At 66.7% G+C, this 23,396-nt stretch carries 19 protein-coding genes; 5 read left to right on the top strand and 14 right to left on the bottom strand.

The window, feature by feature from the left end; all coding sequences use genetic code 11:
• Positions 1-62 precede the first annotated feature (62 nt).
• From ACZK5G_RS12035 to ACZK5G_RS12045, 3 genes are read right to left on the bottom strand one after another with little or no spacing between them, the layout of a single operon-like run.
• Positions 63-3,140, bottom strand: coding sequence for an efflux RND transporter permease subunit (locus ACZK5G_RS12035; RefSeq protein WP_478463473.1), 3,078 nt, complete (start codon positions 3,138-3,140; stop codon positions 63-65).
• Positions 3,137-4,309 carry an efflux RND transporter periplasmic adaptor subunit gene (locus ACZK5G_RS12040; RefSeq protein WP_478463475.1) on the bottom strand — a complete coding sequence of 391 codons (1,173 nt, stop codon included), beginning with the start codon at positions 4,307-4,309 and terminating at the stop codon, positions 3,137-3,139. Before ACZK5G_RS12040 ends, ACZK5G_RS12035 begins: the two co-directional genes overlap by 4 nt.
• Positions 4,306-5,553, bottom strand: a complete 1,248-nt coding sequence (locus ACZK5G_RS12045; RefSeq protein ID WP_478463477.1) for a TolC family protein — start codon at positions 5,551-5,553, stop codon at positions 4,306-4,308. Before ACZK5G_RS12045 ends, ACZK5G_RS12040 begins: the two co-directional genes overlap by 4 nt.
• Positions 5,554-5,615: 62 nt before the next feature.
• On the opposite strand from ACZK5G_RS12045, the gene ACZK5G_RS12050 reads away from it, so the two are divergent.
• Entirely contained in the window at positions 5,616-6,290 is a 675-nt protein-coding gene (locus tag ACZK5G_RS12050; protein ID WP_005413615.1) for a response regulator, read from the top strand.
• Entirely contained in the window at positions 6,283-7,662 is a 1,380-nt protein-coding gene (locus tag ACZK5G_RS12055; RefSeq protein WP_478463478.1) for a sensor histidine kinase, read from the top strand. The genes ACZK5G_RS12050 and ACZK5G_RS12055 overlap by 8 nt, the downstream gene beginning before the upstream one ends.
• A gap of 613 nt (positions 7,663-8,275) precedes the next feature.
• Here ACZK5G_RS12055 and ACZK5G_RS12060 read toward each other — a convergent pair.
• The 3 genes from ACZK5G_RS12060 to ACZK5G_RS12070 all read right to left on the bottom strand — a co-directional run bounded on the left by ACZK5G_RS12060 (position 8,276) and on the right by ACZK5G_RS12070 (position 11,469).
• Positions 8,276-10,621, bottom strand: a complete 2,346-nt coding sequence (locus ACZK5G_RS12060; protein WP_317216730.1) for a GH92 family glycosyl hydrolase — start codon at positions 10,619-10,621, stop codon at positions 8,276-8,278.
• A 102-nt stretch (positions 10,622-10,723) separates the two neighbouring features.
• Entirely contained in the window at positions 10,724-11,047 is a 324-nt protein-coding gene (locus tag ACZK5G_RS12065) for a thioredoxin family protein (RefSeq protein ID WP_478463479.1), read from the bottom strand.
• A 5-nt stretch (positions 11,048-11,052) separates the two neighbouring features.
• Positions 11,053-11,469: a baeRF12 domain-containing protein gene (locus ACZK5G_RS12070; protein WP_019337746.1), complete on the bottom strand. Its 417-nt coding sequence runs from the start codon at positions 11,467-11,469 to the stop codon at positions 11,053-11,055.
• 162 nt (positions 11,470-11,631) lie between these two features.
• On the opposite strand from ACZK5G_RS12070, the gene ACZK5G_RS12075 reads away from it, so the two are divergent.
• The 3 genes from ACZK5G_RS12075 (at position 11,632) to proP (ending at position 13,824) form a co-directional block, all read left to right on the top strand.
• On the top strand, positions 11,632-11,859 hold the full coding sequence (locus tag ACZK5G_RS12075; RefSeq protein ID WP_032129439.1) for a hypothetical protein: 228 nt from the start codon (positions 11,632-11,634) through the stop codon (positions 11,857-11,859).
• An 85-nt stretch (positions 11,860-11,944) separates the two neighbouring features.
• Positions 11,945-12,073, top strand: coding sequence for a hypothetical protein (locus ACZK5G_RS12080; RefSeq protein WP_256200907.1), 129 nt, complete (start codon positions 11,945-11,947; stop codon positions 12,071-12,073).
• A 263-nt stretch (positions 12,074-12,336) separates the two neighbouring features.
• Positions 12,337-13,824 (top strand): glycine betaine/L-proline transporter ProP, encoded by a 1,488-nt coding sequence (proP, locus tag ACZK5G_RS12085; protein ID WP_049399749.1) that lies wholly within the window; start codon positions 12,337-12,339, stop codon positions 13,822-13,824.
• Positions 13,825-13,908: 84 nt separating this feature from the next.
• On the opposite strand, the gene ACZK5G_RS12090 is transcribed toward proP, so the two are convergent.
• The 8 genes from ACZK5G_RS12090 to ACZK5G_RS12125 all read right to left on the bottom strand — a co-directional run bounded on the left by ACZK5G_RS12090 (position 13,909) and on the right by ACZK5G_RS12125 (position 23,307).
• Positions 13,909-14,526, bottom strand: a complete 618-nt coding sequence (locus ACZK5G_RS12090; protein ID WP_478463482.1) for a hypothetical protein — start codon at positions 14,524-14,526, stop codon at positions 13,909-13,911.
• A gap of 107 nt (positions 14,527-14,633) precedes the next feature.
• The gene (locus ACZK5G_RS12095) at positions 14,634-15,260 is read right to left on the bottom strand and encodes an ATPase (RefSeq protein WP_132810239.1); all 627 of its coding nucleotides are present in this window, start codon (positions 15,258-15,260) and stop codon (positions 14,634-14,636) included.
• 3 nt (positions 15,261-15,263) lie between these two features.
• Positions 15,264-15,605 carry a type II toxin-antitoxin system prevent-host-death family antitoxin gene (locus ACZK5G_RS12100; protein WP_005413623.1) on the bottom strand — a complete coding sequence of 114 codons (342 nt, stop codon included), beginning with the start codon at positions 15,603-15,605 and terminating at the stop codon, positions 15,264-15,266.
• Positions 15,606-15,675: 70 nt separating this feature from the next.
• Positions 15,676-17,271 carry a sensor histidine kinase gene (locus ACZK5G_RS12105; protein WP_478463484.1) on the bottom strand — a complete coding sequence of 532 codons (1,596 nt, stop codon included), beginning with the start codon at positions 17,269-17,271 and terminating at the stop codon, positions 15,676-15,678.
• 9 nt (positions 17,272-17,280) lie between these two features.
• Complete coding sequence (locus tag ACZK5G_RS12110) at positions 17,281-17,685, bottom strand: response regulator (RefSeq protein WP_019337750.1); 405 nt, start codon at positions 17,683-17,685, stop codon at positions 17,281-17,283.
• A gap of 136 nt (positions 17,686-17,821) precedes the next feature.
• Positions 17,822-19,276, bottom strand: coding sequence for a surface lipoprotein assembly modifier (locus ACZK5G_RS12115; RefSeq protein ID WP_478463485.1), 1,455 nt, complete (start codon positions 19,274-19,276; stop codon positions 17,822-17,824).
• A 90-nt stretch (positions 19,277-19,366) separates the two neighbouring features.
• The gene (locus tag ACZK5G_RS12120; RefSeq protein WP_032129432.1) at positions 19,367-20,131 is read right to left on the bottom strand and encodes a Slam-dependent surface lipoprotein; all 765 of its coding nucleotides are present in this window, start codon (positions 20,129-20,131) and stop codon (positions 19,367-19,369) included.
• Positions 20,132-20,184: 53 nt separating this feature from the next.
• On the bottom strand, positions 20,185-23,307 hold the full coding sequence (locus ACZK5G_RS12125) for a TonB-dependent receptor (RefSeq protein WP_478463487.1): 3,123 nt from the start codon (positions 23,305-23,307) through the stop codon (positions 20,185-20,187).
• Positions 23,308-23,396 lie beyond the last annotated feature (89 nt).

Genomic DNA, 23,396 nt, shown 5'->3' on the forward strand with positions numbered 1-23,396 from the left:
CACCTACCGGGCCATGCCTGGCGGCCGGGTCGCAGCCGAGCATGGCTCGGCTCTACACGTCGTCATCCGGCGCGGGCCTCGCGGCGCCGGTGCACCCAGTAGTACAGCGTCGGCAGCACCAGCAGGGTCAGCAGCATCGCCGACAGCAGGCCACCGATCACCACCACCGCCAGCGGCTTCTGGGTCTCTGCACCGATCGCATGCGAGGTCGCCATCGGCAGCAGGCCGAACATCGCCAGCAGTGCGGTCATCAGCACCGTGCGCAGGCGCTGCAGCGAGCCCTGCACCACCGACTGCAGCAGGTCCATGCCCTGCTCGCGCAGCTGGGCGAAGCGACTGAGCATCACCACACCGTTCAGCACCGCCTGCCCGAACAACGCGATGAATCCGATCGCCGCCGACACTGACAGTGGAATGCCGGTCAACCACAACGCCAGGATGCCGCCGATCATCGCCAGTGGCACGTTGGCCAGAATCAGTGCGGCGCTGCTGATGTCCTTGAAGGCATCGAACAGCAGTACGAAGATGAGCAGCACCGACAGCGGAATCACCCAGCCCAGCCGCTTCATCGCACGCTGCTGGTTCTCGAACTCGCCGGACCACTCCAGCCGGTAGCCTTCCGGCAGCTGCAGGCTGGCATCCACGCGTTTGCGCATGTCGGCCACCACGCTGCCCATGTCACGACCAGCGATGAAGATGCTGACCGCCTTGACCCGCTGTGCGTTCTCGCGCGAGATATTGATCGCGCCGCTGGCCATGCGGAAGTCGGCCACGTCGGACAACGTCACCGTGTGGCCATCGCCGATGCCCACCGGCACCGTACGCAGCCGCTGCAGGTCACGATCGGCATCGTCCAGGCGCAACGTGATCGGGAACCTGCGGTCGCCCTCCCACAGCTCGCCGACCTGGCGCCCGCCCAGTGCGGTCTCGATCACTTCGTCGATGTCGCGCACGTTCAGGCCATAGCGTGCTGCGCGGTCGCGATCGATATCGATCTGCAGCTGCGGCAGGGAGCCATCGCGGTCGATGAAGGCACTCTCCACGCCCTCCACCCCACGCACCTGGCCCAGGATCGCCTGCGCCTGCCGGTTCAGTACGTCCAGATCCGAGCCACTGACCTTGATCACCACCTGGCCTTTGATCTGCGAAATGCTCTCCAGGATGTTGTCGCGCACGGGCTGCGAGATCGAGAACTCCGGCCCCGGAATGCGTTGCTCCAGCGTGCGCTGCAGGTCGCTCACCAGCTGCCGCTTGTCCACGCCCTTCGGCCATTCCTTCTCCGGCTTCAACGCCACCAGCGCCTCGATCTGGTTGGCGCCCTTGGCATCGGAGCCGTCTTCCGGGCGCCCCAGCTTGGCCACCACCGTCGACACCTGCGGGAAGGTGCCGACCAGCTCACGGATGCGCCGCGACTGCTGCTGCGCTTCGGCCAGGCTGGTGCTGGGGTCGAGTGTGGCGGTCAGCCAGATCGATCCTTCGTCCAGCTCGGGCAGGAACTCCGAGCCCAGGCGAGTGCCCAGTGCCAACGTACCCACCAGCAACGCCACTGCGGTCAGCACCACCGCACGTGGCCGGGCCAGTGCGCGCTCCAGGATCGGCCGGTACCAGTCGGTCAGGCGGTCCATCAGCGGGTTGCCGTCGCGCATGCGGTCGCGCCGCAGCCACCAGTAGCAGAACAGCGGTACTACGGTCAGCGCCAGGATCAACGCGCCAATCAGCGCGGAGGTCACCGAGTACGCCATCGGCGCGAACATGCGGCCTTCCTGGCGCTGCAGGGTGAAGATCGGGATGTGCGCGGCGATGATGATCAGCATCGAGAAGAACGTTGGGCGGCCCACTTCCGATGCGGCCGAAAGAATGGTCGAGAAGCGCGTCTTCCGATCGGCCGTAGGTGGCAGCTTCGACAATCGCGAGACGATGTGCTCGGTGACGATCACTGCGCCATCGATGATGATGCCGAAGTCCATCGCACCCAAGGACAGCAGGTTGGCCGGCACGCCCCACAGGTGCAGGCCAAGGAAGGTCGAGAGCAGCGCCAGCGGCATCATTGCCGCCACGATCAGTGCGGCGCGGGCGTTGTACAGGAACAGCCACAGCACCAGGAACACCAGCACCGCACCTTCCAGCAGGTTGCGAAAGACGGTCTTCAGCGTGGTCGACACCAGCCACGAGCGGTCGTAGAACGGCTCGATGCTGACCCCGGCCGGCAGCTGGTTCGCTTCGATCTCGGCGATGCGCGCATGCAGGGCGTCGAGTACGTCGGACGGATTCTCGCCCTTGCGCATCAGCACCATGCCGAACACAGCATCGTCATTGTCGTCCTGGCCGACCAGACCCTGCCGTGGCAGGCCGGTATCGGCGATGCTGGCCAGGTCGCGCACCAGGATCGGCGTACCGCCGCGCTGCGCCACCACCACGTTGCCGATGTCACCCGGCGAACGCATCAGGCCCACGCCGCGGATCAGGAACTGCTGCTGGCCGCGCTCCACGTAGCCGCCGCCGGCATTGGAGCTGCCCTTCTCCAGCGCCTCGGCGAATTCACCGAGGCTGATCCCGCGGTCACGCAGCTTGTCCAGGTCCGGCTTGACCTGGAAGGTGCGCGCGAACCCGCCGAAGCTGATCACATCGGCCACGCCCGGCACGGTGCGCAGGCTGCGCTCCATCGTCCATTCCTGCACCGTGCGCAGCTGGGTCGGCGTCATGTGCGGGCCCTTGAGTACGTAGCGGTAGATCTCGCCCACCGCCGAACTCATCGCCTCCAGCTCCGGGGTCACGCCCTCCGGCAGCTCCACGCCCTGCAGGCGCTCCAGCACCTGCTGCCGCGCGAAATAGTCGTCGGCCTTGTCGTCGAAGGTCAGGATGATCATCGACAAGCCGAACTGGGTATGCGAGAACACCCGCACCGAATGCGGAATGCCGGACAAGGCCACTTCCAGCGGCATCGTCACTTCGCGTTCCACCTCTTCGGCGGCGCGGCCCGGGTGCAGCGACACCACCGTCACCTGGGTGTCGGAGACGTCCGGGAAGGCCTCCACCGGCAGCACGCGGAACGCGGCGATGCCGCCGCCGATGAACAACAGCAGTGCCAGCATCACCATCAGCGGCTGGCGCAGGCAATAGGCAATCAGGCGATCGATCATGGGGCGGCATGCCCCGCGCCGGTGCTGGCGGCCGCTGGCGCGCTGTCGACCAGCTGCTGCAGCAGCAGGCCGCCTTCGACCACCACCCTGCTGCCAGCCGCCAGACCGTCACGCACCCACAGTCGGCCGTCACCCAGCTCCTCGGCGTGCACGGCGTGGCGCACGTAGCGGCCCTTGCCCTCTTCCACGAACACCACCTGCGTGCCGTCGATCAGCAGCACCGCCGCATCGGGCAGCGAGACGCCGCCCTCGGCCGGCAATGCTACCTGGGCACGCACGTACTGCCCGGCCTTGAAGCCCCGTGCGCGGTTGTCCAGCTCGGCGCGTGCCTGCACCACGCGGCGCTCGCTGTCGACGAAATCGTCCACATGCTGCAGGGTCGCCTGCAGCGGCTGGCCATCTGCGCCCGGCACGCTGACCGGCATGCCGGCCTTCAGCCGTCCGGCCAGGCTTTCGGGGATGTCCAGCAGCAACCACAGCCGGTCCGGATCGCCGATCACCGCCAAAGGTTGTTCACTGTCGGGGCTGACCGACATGCCCGGGCTCATCCGCCGCTCCACCAGCACGCCATCGATGGGCGCGCGCAGCGGCAGGCGCTGGTCGACGCGCTGGCCGTTGCCATAGGCCTTGGCGAAGGCGGCCGCGCGTGCATGATCAGCCTGACTGCCAGCGAAGTTTGCCTCGGCCTCGTCCAGTTCACGACCCGACGCCACTCCCGCCGCATGCAGTTCGCGGGTACGGTCCAGTTCCTTGCGTGCCTGCTGCAGCTCGGCGCGACCACGGGCACCTTCAGCCTGAGCCTGGCCGAACTCGGGCGAGGTGATCCAGGCGATGACCTGGCCGGCTTTCACCTTCTGCCCCGGCTGTGCCTCGATGCGCGCTACCTGCCCCGGCAGCGGCGTGTGCAGTGCGCTGGAGCGCGTCTCATCCCAGACCACCCGGCCCGGCAGCTGCAGGCTGGCGCTGGCGCCGGCACTCACTGTCTCGCTGCGCAGCACGTCCAGCTGGCGGCTGTCGGAAGGAAACTGAATCTGGCCGGCACTGACCCGAGGTGCGTCCTCAAGATAGGAAGCTGGCTCTCGACCACAGCCGCCCAGCAGGATCAGCGCCAGCAAGACGGGCAGCACGGCGTATCGCGCCTGCGGGCGATAGGCGACGGTGGACTTCATCGGGATTCTCCTTCGGCAACGGATGTGGCGGCTTCCCCGCGCGCCAGTGCAATGGCATGGTCGGTGCGCGCCTCGATCAGTGCGGCCTCGAAGTCGCGCCAGCTGCGGCGCGCATCCAGCAGATCGGTCAGATTGGCGGCACCGCGCCGGTACGCCAGTTCGATGCCCTGCACCGCCTTGCGTGCGGCGTCGGACTGCAGTCCCTCATAGTCGCTGCGGCGCTGTGCGGCGGACTGCGCGCTGGCCTGCAGCTGGTCCAGCTCGGCGCGTGCTTCGCGCTGCAGCACCTGCAGCTCCAGCGCGGCGCTGTCACGGTCGGCCTCGGCACGCTGGATCGCGCCGCGCGCGCGCGAAGGCCCCCCCAGCGGAATGGTCAACGACACGCCCCAGGTAACACCGCTGATGTCGGTCGGCTCTCGTTCGGCCTCCACGCCCAGCTGGATATCGCGATGGCGCTCGCTGCGCGCCAGGGCCACGCCTGCGTCGGCCGCGACCAGGCGCGAACGCGCGGCACGCAGGTCGGCGCGCTGCTGCGGGTCGAACGCGCGTACATCGGCCACGCTGCTGGCATCCGGCCAGGGGTCATCAGCACTGAGGTCGCGGCTGTCATCGCTGCCCAGCAGCATCCCCAGCACATTCCGCGCGTCACGCAGATTCAGTGCTGCCTCGCGCGCCGCATCCGCCACAGCCAGGTCGTCCACCGCCAGCCGCGCGCGATCCACCGGTGCCATCGCCCCTGTCGCGACCAGCTTGTCGGCAGCCGCCATCTGCTCGACCGAGCTCTGCCGGTTGGCGTCGGCAATCTGCACCCGCTCTTGTGCGCCCTTCAGGCCGAAATAGGCTTCATGCAGTGCCACCTGTTGTCGACGACGGGTATCGAGCATCTCCAGCCCTGCCACTTCCAGCAGCGCGTCGGCCTGGCGGATGCGCAACGCACGCTTGCCACCACGTTCCCAGGTCCAGCCCAGGCCCACGGTGCTGTCCACGCGCTTGTCCTGCCAGCGCCCGGGGCCGACGCCATGCTTGGAGCTGATCTTGCTGGTGCCGATCGACAGCTCGGTGGCCGGGCGCAATGCCGCCGTCTGCGCATCGCCCTGCACACCGCGCAGCTCCAGTGCCGCCGCGCGCAGGTCCGGGTTGTGTGCTTCCATTGCGCGCTGCGCCTCTGCAAGGGACAGCGCCGAAGCCGCAGGCGCGCACAATAGGGCGGCAAGCAAGGCCGCAAGACGAGGGGAGAAATTCATGCACGTCACGGTAAGGTGACGGACTTGCGCCAAACTTGCCCCAACCTTGCACGAAGCTTGCAATGCGAATCCTGCTGATCGAAGACGATGCCGCCCTGGCCGATGGACTGATCCGCGCCCTGCAGGGTGCCGGCCATCTGTGCGACCACCTCTCGCGCGGACTGCACGCACCTGCGGCGCTGGCCAGTGCACCCTATGACGTGATGGTGCTGGACCTTTCATTGCCGGACGTGGATGGCCTCGACCTGCTCTCGCGCCTGCGCAACGATGGCGCCACCCTGCCGGTGCTGATTCTCACTGCACGCGATGGCGTGGAGGACCGCATCCTCGGTCTCGACCGCGGTGGTGATGACTACCTGGCAAAACCATTCGCGCTGGGCGAGCTGGAAGCGCGCCTGCGTGCGTTGTCGCGCCGCCGCAGTGACGCACCGGCACAGAAGCGATTGGGCCGGCTGTGCTTCGACAGCATCCGCAACGAAGTGCAGGTGGAAGGCCAGCGCATCGAGCTGACCGCACGCGAGCTGTCTCTGGTCGAAGCGCTGATGCAGCATCCGGGCCGCACCGTCACCAAGCAGCGGTTGTTCGATGCGTTGTACAGCTGGGACCACGAGGCCAACTTGTCGGTGATCGAGGTGCATGTCAGCCGCCTGCGCCGCAAGCTGGAACAGGCGCGCGCCGGCGTCGGCATCCGCATGTTGCGTGGCCTTGGCTACCGGCTGGAGGCCGTGGGTGACTGAGCGCGTGCACAGCCTGCGCGGCCTGCTGCTGCGACGCCTGTGGCTGCCGCTGCTGGTGCTGCTGCTGTGCAGCGCAGTAGGTTCGTTCGCGCTGGCGCGCTTCTACGCCGGCCAGGTCTACGACCGCTGGCTGCTGGACTCGGCGATGTCGTTGTCCGAGCTGGTGACAGTGCAGGATGGCCGCGCCTCGATCGAGATCACCCCGGCCGTATCGCGCATGTTCACCTGGGACACCGCCGACGAAGTGCATGGCGAGGTGGTCGACGCGGCAGGCGGGCGCCTGTATGGCGACCTGCCCGAAGCATTGCCGCGCCCGGCGAGCGCTGCCGCGGATGACGACGCGGTCTACTACGATGCCCGCCTGCGTGGGCAGCCGGTGCGCATGGTCGAAGTGGTGGTCAGCGCCGGGCCGGGCCATGACATCCGGTTGCGCGTGGCCGAGACGCTGCGCAAGCGCCACCGGCTGGAACGCAAGCTGCTGCTGACCAGCGTTCCGTTCCAGGCCGCGATCCTGGCACTGGCGGCGTGGCTGGCCTGGTCCGGCACCGGCGCCGCCGCACGCCACGCCAACCTGGTCGCACGGAAGCTGGCCAGCCCGCGGCCGGATCCATTGGCGCCGCTGGACCCGGCGCAGGAAGCTCCCCGCGAACTCTGGCCGGCGGTGGAGGCCTACAACGCCTTGCTGCAGCGCCTGGACGCGATGCAGGGGGCGCAACGCCGCTTCGTCAGCAACGCCGCACATCAACTGCGCACACCGTTGGCGGCCATGCAGGTGGAGCTGGAGAGCTCATTGCGCCAGCATGATCCGCAGGGCCAGCAGCTGGCGCTGTCCGGCACGCTGGCCGGGTTGGCCCGCTTGCAACATCTGGTCAACCAGCTGCTGATGCTGAGCCGCTCCGAAGATCCACATGGCAGCGCACTGCCGCTGCAGCCAGTGGACCTGGCCGCGTTGGCGCGTGGCGTGGTGGAGCGCTATGCGGACCGTGCATTGGCTGCAGGCGTGGACCTGGGTTATGACGGGCCCGACGACGGCGTGCAGGTACAGGGCGATCCGCAGCTGCTGCGCGAGGCGTTGGGCAACCTGCTGGACAACGCGCTGCGCTACGGTGCCGTGCCAGGCGTGATCACCCTGGGACTACAGCAGGATGCCGAGGGCGTGCAGGTGTGGGTGGACGATGACGGCTCCGGCATTGCCGAAGCCGAGCGCACGCGCGTCACGGAACGCTTCTACCGGGCCAGCACAGAAGGCGACGGCTGCGGACTGGGATTGGCGATCGTGGCCGAGATCGCGCAGCGGCATGATGCGGCGCTGGTGATCGATACCGCCCCGATCGGTGGCGCGCGGGTGGGGATGCGGTTTCGATCCCGCTGACGTCCTGCGTGCCAACCAAGGTTGGCACCTACCCGGTCACGCCATCCGGTAGTCGCCCGCCTTGGTGGGCGCTGTTGACGTCCCGTGGGCCAACCGAGGTTGGCACCTGCCAAAGGCACCTCGGCCGGCGGATTCCGGTAGACGCCCACCTTGGTTGGCGCCGTTGATGTCCTGCATGCCAACCAAGGTTGGCACCTACCAAAAGCACCCCAGCCGGCGGATCCCGGTAGATGCCAACCTTGGTTGGCGCCGTTGATGTCCTGCATGCCGACCAAGGTTGGCACCTACCAAAAGCACCCCAGCCGGCGGATTCCGGTAGACGCCCACCTTGGTGGGCGCCGTTGACCTCCCGCGTGCCAACCGAGGTTGGCACCTACCAAAGGCACCCCTCCGGCGGATCCCGGTAGATGCCAACCTTGGTTGGCGCTGTTGATGCTCCGCATGCCAACCAAGTTTGCACCTACCAAAGGCACCCCTCCGGCGGATCCCGGTAGACGCCCACCTTGGTTGGCGCTGTTGACGTCCCGTGGGCCAACCGAGGTTGGCACCTACCAAAAGCACCCCAGCCGGCGGACCCCGGTAGATGCCAACCTTGGTTGGCACCTACCCATCATCATCGGCTCATCGAATACGGCGCCTGCGCGCCCTGCCCCGGCCAGTCCCTGTTCGGCTCGGCCTGCATGCTGAAGCGCAGTTCGCCACCTGCCAGGATCTCGTCGTGGCGCAGGAAGGTGCGCTGCAATGGCTTGCCGTTGAGGCTCACATTGCCCACATAGGTGTGCTTGTCATCCAGCCCATCGGCCACGATGGTGAACGTCTTGCCGTTCGGCAGGCGCATTGCGGTCTTCGGCAGGAACGGGCGACCCAGGATGTACTCGCCCGAGCCCGGGGCCACCGGGTAGAAGCCCAAGGCGGTGAACACGTACCACGCCGACATCTGGCCGACGTCATCATTGCCGGCCAGGCCATCGGGGCGGTCGGCGTACTGGGTGTCCATGATCTGCTTCAGGCGCGCCTGCGTGCGCCACGGCTGGCCTGCATACGAATACAGGTAGGCGACGTGGTGGCTGGGCTCGTTGCCGTGCGCATACCAGCCGATCAGCCCGGTGATGTCTTCCATGTGCTCGAAGATGGACGGATCGACCTTGGCGTTGAACACCTCGTCCAGGCGCGCGAGCAGCTTGTCACTGCCACCGTGCGCTGCCGCCAGACCGGCCACATCCTGCGGCACGTACCAGGAGTACTGCCAGGCATTGCCCTCGGTGTAGTCGGTGCCGTATCCACTGGCGCTGGGGTCGAATGGCGTGCGGAAGCTGCCATCGCGCTTGCGTGCGCGCATGAAGCCGGTGTCTTTGTCGAAGGCGTTGCGCCAGTTGCCGGCGCGCTTGTCGAAGGTGGCCGCAACATCGGTCTTGCCCATCGCCTGTGCCATGCGCGCGATGGTCCAGTCGTCGAAGGCGTACTCCAGTGTCTTGCTGGCCGCTTCGCCTTCCTCGTCGATCGGCACATAGCCCAGCTCGCGGTACTGCGCGATGCCGTCGTAGGGCCCGTAGTTGGCGGTCTCGACCATCGCCTTCAGTGCCTTGTCGGCGTCGAAGCCGCGGATGCCCTTCACGTAGGCGTCGGCGATCACCGGCACGGCGTGGTAGCCGATCATGCACCAGTCTTCCAGGCCATGGAATGACCACACCGGCAGCATGCCGTACGGGCTGTGCTCATGGTGGGCCAGCATCGAATTGACGAAGTCGCTGTTGCGCTTCTCCGGCTGCACCAGCGTCAGCAGCGGATGCAGCGCGCGGTAGGTATCCCACAGCGAGAACGTGGAGTAGTTGGTGTAGCCCTTGGCCTGGTGCACCGCGTTGTCCGAACCGCGGTACTGGCCATCGGCATCCATGAACAACGTCGGCCCCAGCATCGTGTGGTACAGCGCGGTATAGGCGCTGCGTCGCGCATGTTCCGGCGCATCGATATCGAGCACCGACAGCGCCTGCGTCCATTCCTGCTTTGCCTGAGCGCGAACGCGGTCGAAATCGAAGCCGGCCACTTCCGCGTCGAGGTTTGCGATGGCACCGGCTTCGCTGACAGGCGAGATCGCCACCTTGACCACCAGCGGTGCATCCAGCTTGCCGAAGGCGAAGGTGCCGACCAGCTGGCGCCCCTCGATCTGTGCGCGCTGCGCCGGATCCTTCTCGCCCGGCGGCGGGAAGCCCTTGTAGACAATGTCCTGCTCGGTGTTGTGCAGCTCATGCCCGGAAAGCGGCCGCGAGAAACGCATCGCGAAATACAGCTGGCGGCCCGGCGCCCAACCACGGGTTTCGCGGAAGCCGGTCACCGTGCCATCTGCGCGCACCCGCACCCGCGACCACAGCACCTTGCCCGGGTAGTCGTACATGCTGGTGCGCATGTCCAGCAGCACCTTGGCATCGGTGCCCTTGGGGAAGGCATAGCGGTGCACGCCCACGCGCGCACTGGTGGTCAGCTCCGCGCGCACCTTGTAGTCATCCAGGGTGACTGCGTAGTAGCCCGGCTCGGCCTTCTCGTCGTCGTGGCGGAAACGCGAGGCGTAGCCGCTGCGTGGCTTTTCCGGATCACCGCGCTCCAGGCCGGGATTGCCGGTGAACGGCATCAGCAGGATGTCGCCGAGGTCCGAATGACCGGTGCCGGAAAAATGCGTGTGCGAGAAGCCGACGATGCTGCTGTCGTCGTAGCGATAGCCGGCTGCCCAGCCATAGGCCTTTTCGCGTGGTTGGATGCGTGTGTCCGGGCTGAGCTGGACCATGCCGAACGGCACTGTGGCACCCGGGTAGGTGTGGCCTTCACCTCCAGTACCAATGAACGGGTCGACCGAGGCGTAGGCCTTGTCGGCGGCGGTTTTGGCGGGAGCGGCCGACGCCAGGCCGGAAGCGAGCATTGCCGTGGCGGCGACAGCGATCAGGAGACGACGGTCCAGCGTGGGCATCGGCGTTTGGATCGATTCAGGTGGTAGCCGGATGCTAGCACTGGGCCTGTCACGCCGCATGCTGCAGTGCGACTGCCCGGTGTCCCGCGCCGGGTTCAATCATCAACCGGGAAGCGCGCTCTGCAACGACATGAGGTCCGCACTGTCCAGCGGCCTCACCACCCGCGCGACCTCTTCTCCATCGCGCAGCAGCACCACTGTCGGCCACAGCTTCACCTTGAACGCTCGCCCCAATGGCCTTCCCTTGCCATCCTCGATCTTCCAATGCGCCAGATCGTTCGCTTCGACGAAGGCCTGCAACGCGGGCTGCGCGGCCTGGCAATGACCGCACCAGGGCGCACCGAACTCCAGCACCTGCCACCCAGCCTGCGCCGCCACCCCCGCAGAGGTGGGCTCGTTCGGAAGGTGATCACGCATGAACGGCATGAGCGCTACGCCGCCAGTGCCTTCTGGATATCTTCCAGCGGCGCGTTGGTCAGGTCCTTGGCAATATCCCCGAGCAATCGCGCCTGGACCTCTTTATGCAGCAGCGGTCGAATGCGACCCAGCGTGGTCGGGTCGGCGATCAACACCAGGTGCGCATAGCGGTTCTTCAAGGCATCCTCGTTGAGCTGTTCGGCCACCTGCTTGGCGAACGTAGCCTCGTTGAGCTGCGAGACCGACATGTCCTTCGGCACTGCACCCGCAGGCCCCTGCCCGGACACGCCCTGCTCACTGATGTCCTGCAGGCGCAGCTCGCCCTCCTGCTTCAGGGTCAACTGATGGTTGCTGCCCACGTTGGTGAACACCCGTGCCGAACCACCGTCGGCTACCACGATCAGCGTTCCTTCGGGAATCGTCCGCGCCATTGCATCCTCCATCAACTTGAAAAGTGGGTGTGCGCTCCACCTTATGCACGCCGATGTCACCAGAGCGCGTACAGGATGTGATTCCGTCATCGCAATCTGAAATCCGCCCTAAATTTACCCGGAGGCCTGCCGCTATGGCCTCCATCATCGCGAGGAACCTCTGTGCACGCTGGCTCACTGTTCCACATCTGCTTCGCCACCAGCCTGGCCATTGCCGGCTGCGCCGGATGCATCCACCAGTTCCTGCAGGGCCAACCGTTTTTCGCCCTGGCCATCATGCTCTCGGTGCTTACCATGATCGGCGCCGCACTGGTCACGCGGAAACTGGCACTGCCGGGCGCCTTGGCGATGGCCTGCACGGTGTTCGGTTTGCTGGCGAAGTCGGCCTGAGCCTTCTGAACAGGCGACGTGGAACACAGCGTGCAGATCAGCCCGCTTCGCTGCACGCTCACGCCGGTGCCGTTATGATGAACACATGATCGACACGACCCACTACGTGACGGGCGCACCTGTTACGTGGGAAGCACTGCCGACCGGCGCTTCGCTTGCCACGATTGCTCCCGCCCTGCATTTCCATCGCCTCGCGCTGGATCCCGGCGGATGACGCCCGCAGGCCCACGGCCTGCCTTCCCCACACGCTGATGTGACACGCGGCTGCCAACTGCGCGGCCGTTGTGATCCCGTTGCCGCGTTTCCGCCCTTGCGGCGGTGCTTTGCCGTGCGCGTGGCGTTGCGCCTGCACACATTCCCCGGCCCCCACGCCGCCTTCCGATGCCCCTGCGCCACTTGCGCCTGCATCGCCGTTTCCGATTTCCGGGACACACCACAGCACCCATTCCCCTATTCCATAGCTACAAGGGAGCCCCCATGCAGGACACGCCCGATTCCCATGCCCACTTCGGCTGGTTCAAACGCCGCCGCCACCTGAAGGTCGATGAGATCACCGTCGTCGACAAGCCCATGCTCAAGCGCGCCGTCGGTGCCGCTGCACTTGGCAACGCGATGGAGTGGTTCGACTTCGGTGTCTACGGCTATCTGGCCGTCACCATCGGCCAGGTGTTCTTCCCGTCGAGCAATCCCACCGCACAGGTGATCGCGGCGTTCGCCACCTTCACCGTGGCATTCCTGGTGCGCCCACTCGGCGGCCTGGTGTTCGGCCCGCTCGGCGACCGCTATGGGCGCCAGAAGGTGCTGGCGTTCACCATGATCCTGATGGCGCTGGGTACCTTTGCGATCGGCCTGATTCCTTCCTACGAGCGGATCGGCATCTGGGCACCGGTGCTGTTGCTGCTGGCGCGTGTGGTGCAGGGCTTTTCCACCGGCGGCGAGTATGGCGGTGCGGCCACCTTCATCGCCGAGTATTCCACCGACCGCAACCGCGGCCTGATGGGCAGCTGGCTGGAGTTCGGTACGCTGGGCGGCTATATAGCCGGCGCCGGTACCGTGACCGCGCTGCACATGCTGTTGAGCAGCGAACAGATGCTGGACTGGGGCTGGCGCATTCCATTCCTGGTGGCCGGCCCGCTGGGCCTTCTCGGCCTGTACATGCGCATGAAGCTGGAAGAGACCCCGGCATTCCGCGCCTTCGCCGAGGAAGCCGAGAAGCGCGAACATGATCGGCCCGGGCTTGGCGCGCTGTTCCAGGTGCACGGCCGCCAGCTGCTGGTGTGCATGGGCCTGGTGCTGGTGTTCAACGTCACCGACTACATGCTGTTGACCTACATGCCCAGCTACCTCAGCGTCACCATGGGCTACGCCGAGAGCAAGGGCCTGCTGCTGATCATCATCGTGATGCTGGTGATGATGCCGCTGAACATTGTCGGCGGGTTGTTCAGTGACAGGCTGGGCCGCCGCCCGATGATCATCGGTGCCTGCATCGCGCTGCTGGTACTGGCGATTCCATGCCTGCTGCTGGTCGGCAGCGGCAACGACTGGATGATCTTCCTTGGCCTGATGCTGCTGGGCCTGGCGCTGGTGTGCTTCACCAGTTCGATGCCGTCCACGCTGCCGGCGCTGTTCTATACCCCGGTGCGCTACAGCGCGCTGTCGATCGCCTTCAACGTCTCGGTATCGTTGTTCGGTGGCACCACGCCGCTGGTGACCGCGTGGCTGGTGGAACGTACCGGCGACCCGCTGGTGCCGGCCTACTACCTGATGGGCGCGGCGGTGGTCGGCCTGATCACGATGCTGTTCGTGAAGGAAACCGCCGGCCTGCCGCTGCGTGGTTCACCGCCGGCCGTCGGCAGCGACAGGGAAGCTGCGGCGCTGTTGAAGAGCGATGTGCCGGTCACGGTGGACCCGAGCCTGCCGCCGCTGCCGGACGTTGCTGAGCCCGAGCAGGTGAAGCCGGCCTGAGGCTCGCCACGAAATGCCACACGCATGGCCTGGATCTACATGGGGCCTGTGGCGCCGGGCGGATACGCCCGGCGCTACCTGGCGCTATTTCTTGATGCGGGTCAGCTTCCCCGGCGTCCAACGCAGCGTCCATGTGTAGTTTCCGTCCGGCGGACAGACGTGGCGGTTCGGGCTCTTCCATTCGCAGACCGTCGCCCCGGCACTGACGGTGAAATCGACAATGATGCGATCACCCTGGATGCGGATCGCGCGGATGGCGCCTGGAATCTGTTCAACCGCGTCGTCACCATAGCCATACTGGCGGATGGCGGCATAGTCCTCTGCTTCCACCGGCGACAGGCTGTTCGGGTTCTCCTGGCCGCGCGGATCGTTTGCCGTCAGCGCCGTCATCACCGCCACCACATTGCGTTGCGCGAAGCTGCCGCCGGTGTAGGTGGACGTATAGAAGTACACGACCTCGGCACGGCCATCGCCATCGAGGTCGGCAACAGCGGTCCACACCGGACGGAAATCGGATTCAATGTCGTCGCCGGGAATCAGCCGCAGGTTGGCTTCGGCGGCGCGGTAGGCCTGTACCAGACTGGGCGGCGGCGCCACCCGCTTGGACGCGGCAGGCGCGGCCGTCGCCGTCAGGCTGGACAGCGCCAGCGCAGCAAGCACCAGACAGATCGAAGTGGAGCGGAACGTCGCAGGTCCGTGCATGTCGTCCTCCATGAGTGTGCGGTCAGTCTAGCCGCAGCTCCGGTGGCGCCCAGTCGTGCACGACGCGCCTTCGCGCGATGTGAAAGACATCCACACATGGTGTGGATCTACTGCGGGGTGTCCAACTCCATCGCACGCATCACGATCGGTTTGGCCCAGTCCGGCGTGTGCAGCAGTTCGGCCACCGAGACCGGGTACTGCAGCTGGCCGCGCTCCATCGCCAGCACCGGGAGGGGCGCGGCGCAGCCTTCTGCGTCGGCCGGCGCGCTGTTGTCGTAGACATGCAGCTCAGCCAGGTGCGGCAGCAGGTCCAACAGGTTCTCGCGCGCCGAATCGAAGCGGGCGTGGATCTTTTCCACCGGAATATCGTGGCCACCGGCCTCTACCCGCGCCGCCACGCGGGCGATGTGCAGCTCGACCGTGGCCAGGCCACAGAACCAGATCGCGACGTGATGGTGCTCGCAGGCCTCGCGCAGCAGGCGCGGAATGGTGTTGCCACCCAGTGTTGTTTCGAAGGCGAAGTCCGTGCCATCAGCCATGGCCTGGCGCAGGCGGCGGGTGCCTTCCTGCCAGGCCTCGGCATTGGCTTCGGGCAGCGGCCAGCCAGCCTCGACCAGGCGGCGGGTGAACGAATCGGGGTTGAACCAGCTCAGTCCTTCGGCTTCCAGCCAGGTACCCAGCAGCGAGCTTTTGCCGGCGCCATTGACGCCGGCCAGCACCAGGATCCGCCCCATCGTTCAGAGCGGACGGCCGAGGGTGACCTTGCGGCCACGGCGGATCGGCTGGCCCAGCACCTTGCCCAGCCCCTCACCGCGCTGCAGGCTGGCCAGGGTCTGGTCGAACTCACCGCGCAGGCGCAGCAGTTCTTCACTGCGCTCACCGGCGTCACCGCCGGCGGCCTTGGCCAGCAGCTCCTGATACGTGCGGATATCCACGATCACCGCTTCGGGATGATTATGGTTGGTGATGACCAGCGCCTGCTTCTCGCGCACGGTGCGCATCAGGCTCGGCCAGCCACGGGTCTTCACCGACGAGGCCGGGGCCTTTTCGAGGCCAGGCAGATCCAGCGGCAGGGTCATGGCACGGCTCCAGACGGGGATAGTTGAGGCCATTATGCCCAATTTGGCCCAATTGGGGATAAATGGACCATTACCTGACGGAACCCTCCGCCGCCGCGCCCGGCGCATCGGTCTGCAGCAGGCTGTCGCGCTCCCGCAGCGGGAAGCGGATCCAGGCATCCAGGCCTTGTGGGCCAAAGCGCAGCTCCCCGCTGCCAGCCAGCTCGTACGGCACGCGCTGCTCGATCAGCGCCCGGCCCAGGCCGCGCTGGCGTGGCAGCTCCCAGTCCTCCACCTCGGCATGACGCTCGCACCAGTGCAGGCCCAGCCATGGCTGGCCGGCATGAACCTGCAGATCCCAGGTGACCTCGATCCGGCCATCCTCATGGGTGAGCGCGCCATGCCTCAGCGCGTTGGTCGCTAATTCGTGGATCGCCAGGGACAGTACTTCGGCTGCTTTCGGCGGCAGCAGCACGTCCTCGCCCTGCAGGCGGTAGGCGGCCGCTGCCGGCGTCTGCGCAGCGATCTCCTCTTCGAGCATGCCACGCAGGCAGACGCCGGCATTGGCACCACGGGTCAGCAGGCTCTGCGTGCGCGCCAGCGACATCAGTCGCCCGCACAACCGTTCAGCGTATTCATCCACACTGCTGACCGACTCGCGGGTCCGCCAGGCAATGGCATGGATGGTCGACATGATGTTGCGCACCCGGTGCTGCAGTTCGGCCAGCAATACCGATTGACGCTCAGTGGCACGCTTGAGGTCGTCGATGTCCACCGCGATGGCAAATACCCCGCTGACCTCACCGTCGCCATCGCGCAGGGGCGCGGCAGCGACCCGGGTCCAGCGCGCGCGGCCATCATCATGCAGGTACTGGAACTCCAGCCCCGGCACCACGGTCTCGCCGCGCATTGCGCGGGCGATGGCGAAGTCGTCCGGTGCAATGGGGGTGCCATCGGGATGGCAGCCGTGCCAGCGATGCTGGTTGTCGGCGTCTCTGGAAGGCACCTTGCCGGTGGGCAGATAGGCGCGCATCTGATCGTTGGACAGCAGCATGCGGCCCTGCAGATCAACAATGCACAGGCCGACCGGCAGCATCCTGAAGGCCAGCTCCAGGCGCCGCTCGCTCTCGCGCCGCCGTAGTTCCTCGCGCTCGCGCGCGGCCAGCGCAAGATGCGCGGCGGTGGTCTCCAACATCGTCACCAGCACGCCGTTGATCCGCCCTTCCTCGCCGCGGATCGGGCTGTAGGTGATCGTGAACCAGATGTCTTCCAGCCGGCCGCGCCGGACCAGCGGGTACAGCTTGTCTTCGAAGGTGAGCGTCTCGCCCTGCCAAACCCGGGTATAGAGCGGCCCGTTGATGTGCCACACCTCGGGCCAGCACTCGCGGGTCGGCTGGCCGAGCCCGCCGGGATGCTTGTCGGCCAGGATCTCCGCATAACCATCGTTGTAGAGCTGCACCAGCTGCTCGCCCCACAGCACGATCATCGGGAAGCCATGGGCCAGCATCAGGTCGACAGTGGCGCGCAGGTGGGGCGGCCACTGCTCACAGGCACCCAATGGCGTGGACGACCAGTCGTGACGAGCGATGCGCGCGGCCATGCCATCGTGGCGCGCATGCAGGCGCGGCGCAGGTGGCATCGAGCCACGCAGCTTGGCGGCGTGGATGCCTTCAGGACGGCGCGACATGCCGCGCAATCAGGCGATGCCCGCAGAGACCTGCGGCGCCGCCACCAGCCCGGCCAGCTGCTGGACCAGGGTTTCGATGTGATAAGGCTTGGTACAGCGCGGCGCGCTGGCGAAGCGGCTGGGCAGGTTGTCGTCGTAACCGGAGGTCAGCAGAAAGGGCGTACCCGCCTCGGCCAGCCGATCAGCCAGCGGATAGACCTGCTCACCGCCCAGGTTGATGTCCAGCAGCGCCACATCGATGGGATGGGTATCGACCAGCTGCCCCAGCGCCTGCAGGTCACCGGCCGGCCCCACTACCTGTGCGCCTTTCAGCTCCAGATAGTCGACCAGGAACATTGCGATGGCGAATTCATCCTCCGCCACCAGTACACGCAGCCCTTTCAGGCCCTCTGGTTTGTTGCCCGCTTCCAGCACGACCGGCGCTCCTCGATACACGCGGCCCAGCTCTGCCGCAACGCCCGCAGGATGCGCGAACCGGGCTACAAGAGCGCGTGATGATGGATGAAGATCGCGGCCACGGCGCGTTCACCGCGGCATTGCAGCGGCGTGTTCAGAAGGCCCGCTCCCACTTCAGGCTGAGCAGGCTGCGGTCGTGGCTGTACAGCCAGCCAACGTTGCTGTCGATGCGCGCGTAGCGCAGGCTCAGGCTGGGTACCAGCCCGGCCACGGCAAGGCGCTCGCTACGCACGATGGCGATCAGGTTCTGTTCGCTGTCCTCACGCCGCGCCTCCAGCAGCGGACTCCACGCGTCGTAGTCGCGCTCGCGCAACGAGACGAATACGGTGGCGGTGGTGCCACTCCATTGCCGCGCTGCACCCAGCCGCACGCCGCGCTGGCGGTAGCCGTTGGCTGGGTTGGCGGCGCTGCTGTCACTCAGGTCCAGCCCGGCAAAGAGGGTCCAGCGCGGGTTGAGCGCACGGAACCATGTGGCATACACCGCGGCCAGCTCACCGTCGTAATTGCTGGCCAGGCCACGCTGGCGATAGCGCTGGCGCTTCCAGTCGGCCTCCAGCTTGAGCAGGCTGCGCGCGTCCAGCGCATATTGCCATTCGCCATGCAGCCCGCTGCCGCCCTGCAGGGCCCGGTTGCCGAGGCCCTGATAGTCATAGCTGGGGGCGATCTGCAGGGTATGCCGTGCGCTACGCCAGCTGTAACCCGCCTGCACGTTGGCATTGAGCTCGTTGTAGGCGCTGTGCCCACGCCATGCCTGGCCGAATGCGAGGCCACGCACGTACACGCCATGGTGGCCCTTCAAGGCCCAGCGACGTTCGAGGTTACCGTCGTAGTCCAGGCCCATGGCGCGCTGGGCATCGGGAAGATTGCGCTGGATGATGCAGGTGTCGCCTACCCCGAACAGGCAGGTGCGGCTGGCCGAACTGCGGTTGATGTTGTCGCTCCATGCCGGGCCGGCGGACAGCGCGCCTTTCCAGCGCTGGCGCGCCTGCAGCGCAGCCAGATAGGCGTCCACCCGTCCGCGTACACCTGCGGTGGCGGGGTCATCGGCACTGATGCCATCCGCGATCGCCGTGAACAACGCCACCGCATCGCGATCGCGCTGGTCTTCGGCGTAGACGCGCGCAAGTTCAAGGCGGGCCGGCAGGAAATCCGGCTGTGCCTCCAGCAGCGCCTCGTACTCGTTGGCCGCGCGATGGTGATTGCCGGCCACCCGCGCCAGGCCGCCCTGCGCATAGTGGCGCAGCAACGGGTCGTGGCCAGGCAGTTCGATGTATTCATCCAGGAAGCGTTGCGCGGCGCCCCATTGCTGATGCTGCAGCGACAGGTACAGCGCCTGGCCCAGATCATCGACCGTGCGCTCCACGCGCAGGGTCTGGCCGTCGATGGTGATGGTCGGTCGCTCCGACTCGGCCTGCTGCAGGCGCTGCTGGTCCTGCTGATGGTGGCGCAGGTCGGTGCCCTGTTCGAGCACGCGGCGAAGATCGTCCTGCTGGGCGCGCACGTCGGCGGCCGCCAGCAGCAGTACGACAAGGAAGATGGGATGGCGCATGGTCGATCCGTGGTGGTGCATGCAGCGGGCCGAAGCAGGGACTGGCGGATCGCGGCTTGTCCCTGCCCTGCCCCGTCAGGGGCGTGGCAATCAGTTCTTGCTGCCGCCGAAGGCGGTGTCGTACTGGCTGTTGCCGCTGAAGGTGGCGATACCGGCCAGGGCGGCCGCGTTGGCGCCGAAGAACTGCCCCTGGGTGGTGCCGGCAACGCTGCCGTTGGCGGTGGCCGAACCCGCGAACGATGCGTCGGCACTGTTGATGTTGGCAACGATGGCCAGGTTTAGGCCGTTGCCCGAGAGCGCACCATCCAGGGTGCCGGCGCCGAAGTCGGCGTCGAAGGTGCCGCTCAGCAGGTTGCTGCCGTTGAACTTGTTCAGGCCAGCAACGGTGTAGGACGCCACGCCAGCGGGCAACGTGGTGCCGGCGCGGTCACCAACGAAGTAGACCTGGCGGTTGTTGAAGCCACCGGCGGCGCCATCCTTGGACCACTCACCGAACCAGACATCGCCACTGCCGACCTTGACGAAGTTGAAGTGGCCCATGCCGGCGTGGCTGCCCGGTGCGCCGGTGATCGGCATGGCCAGGGTACGTACCGTCACGCCATTGACGGTGGTCGGTGCCGAGTAGGCGCTCAGGCCCTGGAAGTCCACCGGCTTGGCCTGGGACACGGTGCCGACACCGATACCGGCCTTGCCAGCGCGGTGCGGGCCGCCATTGACCTGCGATTCGCCAACCGCCACATACAGCTCGGCATCGGTCTTGGCACTGGCGGCACCAACGATATCGGCAGCATGCGCGGCACCGACCAGAGCCAGCGAGGCGGCAACGGCGAGAACCGAACGGGAGATCATTTTCATGGTATTGCTCCTTGGTTGAGGGAACTACGGGTACAACGCTTGAAGGTGGGAGATCAGAAGCGTGCGGTGACGCCGAGCTTCAGGGTGCGACCCGGGGCCGGCAGCGTGGACCGCGTGGCTGGATCGACGTAGTAGCGGTTGCCGAGGTTGCTGCCGACCAGTTCGACGCTGGCATGCTCGTTGAAGCGCCAGCGCGCATAGGCATCGACGGTGGTGATGTTTCCCCAGGTGAACGGCACGTTCTGCCAGAGCAGGCCGCTGCCACCGCTCAGCAGGCGGTCACGGTAGGCCTGCAGATCAGGGTTCTCGTGGCGCTGGTAGTGCACGATGCGGCTGCCAAGCTCCAGGCGCTCATCGAACAGGCGCGTGCCCAGCGACCAGTTGATCGACAGCTTGGGAATGGCCTGGGTCAGCAGGTAGCCACCGACGAAACCATCCTGCACGCAGTTCGGGACCAGGCCGCGGTTCGCATCCAGGAGCACCGCCGTGCTCTCGTCACACACCTCGTTTTCCAACGTGCGGGTGATGCCCAGATCGGTGAAGAAGCGCCGGTTGTCGAAGCGGGCCTGCAGTTCGATGCCACGGATGGTCTGCTTGTCGATGTTGTCGAACAGGAAGTTGCCATCGCGCTCGATCACGTCACGGGTCTTGTGCACGTAGTACGCCAGCTTGACGTCGGCATCGGCGGTGTTGCCGAACAGGGCGGACAGGTTGTGCACGTAGCCCACTTCGTAGTTGTAGGCGTGCTCGGGCTTGAGCGCATGCAGCGGATTGAGGCTGCCGGAGAAGGCGATCGTGCTTTCGAACATGCTCGGGAAGCGCACCGCTTCGCTGTAACGCACGTAGGCACGGGCGGCCGGGGACAGGTGTGCAGTGGCCGAGAAGGTCGGCAGCCAGGCATGGTCGCGGCGGCGGCTGTTGCGTGCATCGACCGGCTGCGACTGTACGCTGTTGCCGATGTTGCAGACCTGGTCGCTGCCGGCGAACACCGGCTGCACGCCGGGAATGGCCGCCACTTCGCCATTGAGGCAGGGATTGCCGGCGCGGGTGTAGTTGCCATCGGCATCGGGCAGCCAGGGCCGCGTGTACCTGACCGGACGCGGCGTCTCGTACGGCGCCAGCAACGCACGGATGCTGTCATCGATGAACCAGCCCATGCCACGCTTTTCCCATACGGCGCGGCGTGCTTCCAACGCGTCGATGCGGGCCTGCAGATTGGCGGGACGGGGCGGCAACTCGTTCACGGTGTACTGCGCTTCCTTGCCACCTACGCCCTTGGTCAGCAGCTCGGGGTGCGCCTCGAGGAAATCGTCGAAGGCCCAGTAGCGGCTGTAGCGCACGCCTGCATTGAGGGTAAGGAAGTCGACCGGCCGCCACTCCAGGGTCAGGTAGCCCTCGCCCTCCTGTCGGCGCCCGGCACGCGGGAACATGCGCCAGCCATCGGTGGTACCGAAGTACGGATCGCTCGACCCAAGCTTCTCGTACTGCCAGTTGCCGCCCACGGTCAGGTCCAGGGTCGAATGCAGGGCGAAGCGGTTGCTCAGGATCAGGCCGGTGCGGTCGTTGCGCGCGTTGGCCAGCGCGGTGTTGCGCAGGATCGGGCTGGCGTCCGGGTTCCATGCCGGATTACCCACTGCGAAGTTCGGGAAGCCGCCAGCACTGTAGGTATCGCTGTCCGTCTCCGTGCGCCACAGGTTGGCGTAGAGATCCAGCCAGCGGCTGCCGGCCGGCTGGAAGCGGTATTCCAGGTTCCAGGCATCGGACGCAACCCGGCTGAGCGGCCACTGGATGCGCCCGTAGTCGGGCGCGGACAGAATGCGCGACGGCATGATTTCGCCATAGTGGGACAAGGTGCGCCGCCAGGTGGCCTTCAGCTGCTGGTCGTCGTTGATCTGCCAGGTTCCCTTGACCAGCCAGGACTCCTGTTCGCTGGAGGTGTTGGGCACCTCATCGCCGGGCTTGAAATAGCGCGCCAGCGTGGTGATGTAGTCGATGCCCTGGTACTCGTACTGCTCGCGCCGGTCCTGGTCGTAGTACGCGCTTCCCTTGCTGCCGGAGAAGTAGTTGCCGCGCTTGCGCCAGGCGTAGGCGGCCATCAGGTCGACGTTGTCGCCGCGTACGCCCAGTGCCAACCGCCAGGCCTGGTCTTCGCCATCGAAGGGGTTGTTGCCGCTGCGCGACTTCACCGGCACCACCAGGGTGCGGTCGTCATAGGGTGAGTTCGGCGAGCCCTGCGGGAACCCCGGCACGGTGCGGTAATCCTCGCCGGTGTGCAGGCGCGGCAGGCGCGGTGCCACCGCATTGCTGCTGCCTTCGATCTTCAGCTCCCCGCCGAAGCGCTCGCCGGCAGCAACAATGTCGTCAACGTCGATGGTCTTGATCACCAGCGCACCGCCGATCCCGCTGTGCACATCGCGCACCAGCCCTGGCCCCTTGATGACCTGGATGCCACCAATCAGGTTGGGATCGATGTAGTTGCGGTTGCTGACGCCGTTGTAGCCGCGCCAGACCGTGAGCGCCTGTTCGCCACCGTCGATGCTGACCGGCACCCGCCCGGGCCCCTGGATGCCACGGATGTTGACGTCCAGCGCGCCGCTGTTGCGCGCATCGCCGCTGAACACGCCGACCAGATCCTTGACCACGTCGGCCGGATTGGAACCGCGATAGCGCTCCACCCGGTCGCGCCCCGAATACGCCGTGGTCAGGTCCAGCGCGAACACATCATCGTAGCCGCGCCGATCGCGCGCCTCACCCCCTTCCGACTGAAGGCGACCGGCCACGTCCAGTGTTTCGGTCACCCGCACCCCTTCCCCTTCACCCGCCTCCGCTGCGGCCCGCAGGCTCCAGGTACCGTCCATGCCACGCTGTGCGCGCACGCCGCTGCCGCGCAGCAGCTGCTGCAGGGCCTGCATCTGGCTGTACTCACCTTTCACTGCACTGGAGCGGCGGCCTTCCACCAGGTCGCTGCGGAACACCACCTGCACATCGGCCTGGCGGCCAAAGGCGCGCACGGCGTCGGCCAAGGGTTGTTCCGGAATGGTGTACGGGCGCAGCGGCGCGACGACCGCCGGTTGCGCCTGCACGGTCGGCACCCAGGCCAGCGGCAGCAATGCGGTGGAAACGGCCAGGGCCAGAACGGTGGCGCGACGATGACAGGCGGATGCCGTGGACGGCATGGGCAGGAACTCCTCAAGCGTGGCTGGACCACGGGCACATCCGGTGCCGGTGGTGTGTCTGGCTTGAGGAAAAACGGTGTTTCGCTCTG

It is taken from the genome of Stenotrophomonas sp. 62841_Sma, assembly GCF_056482945.1.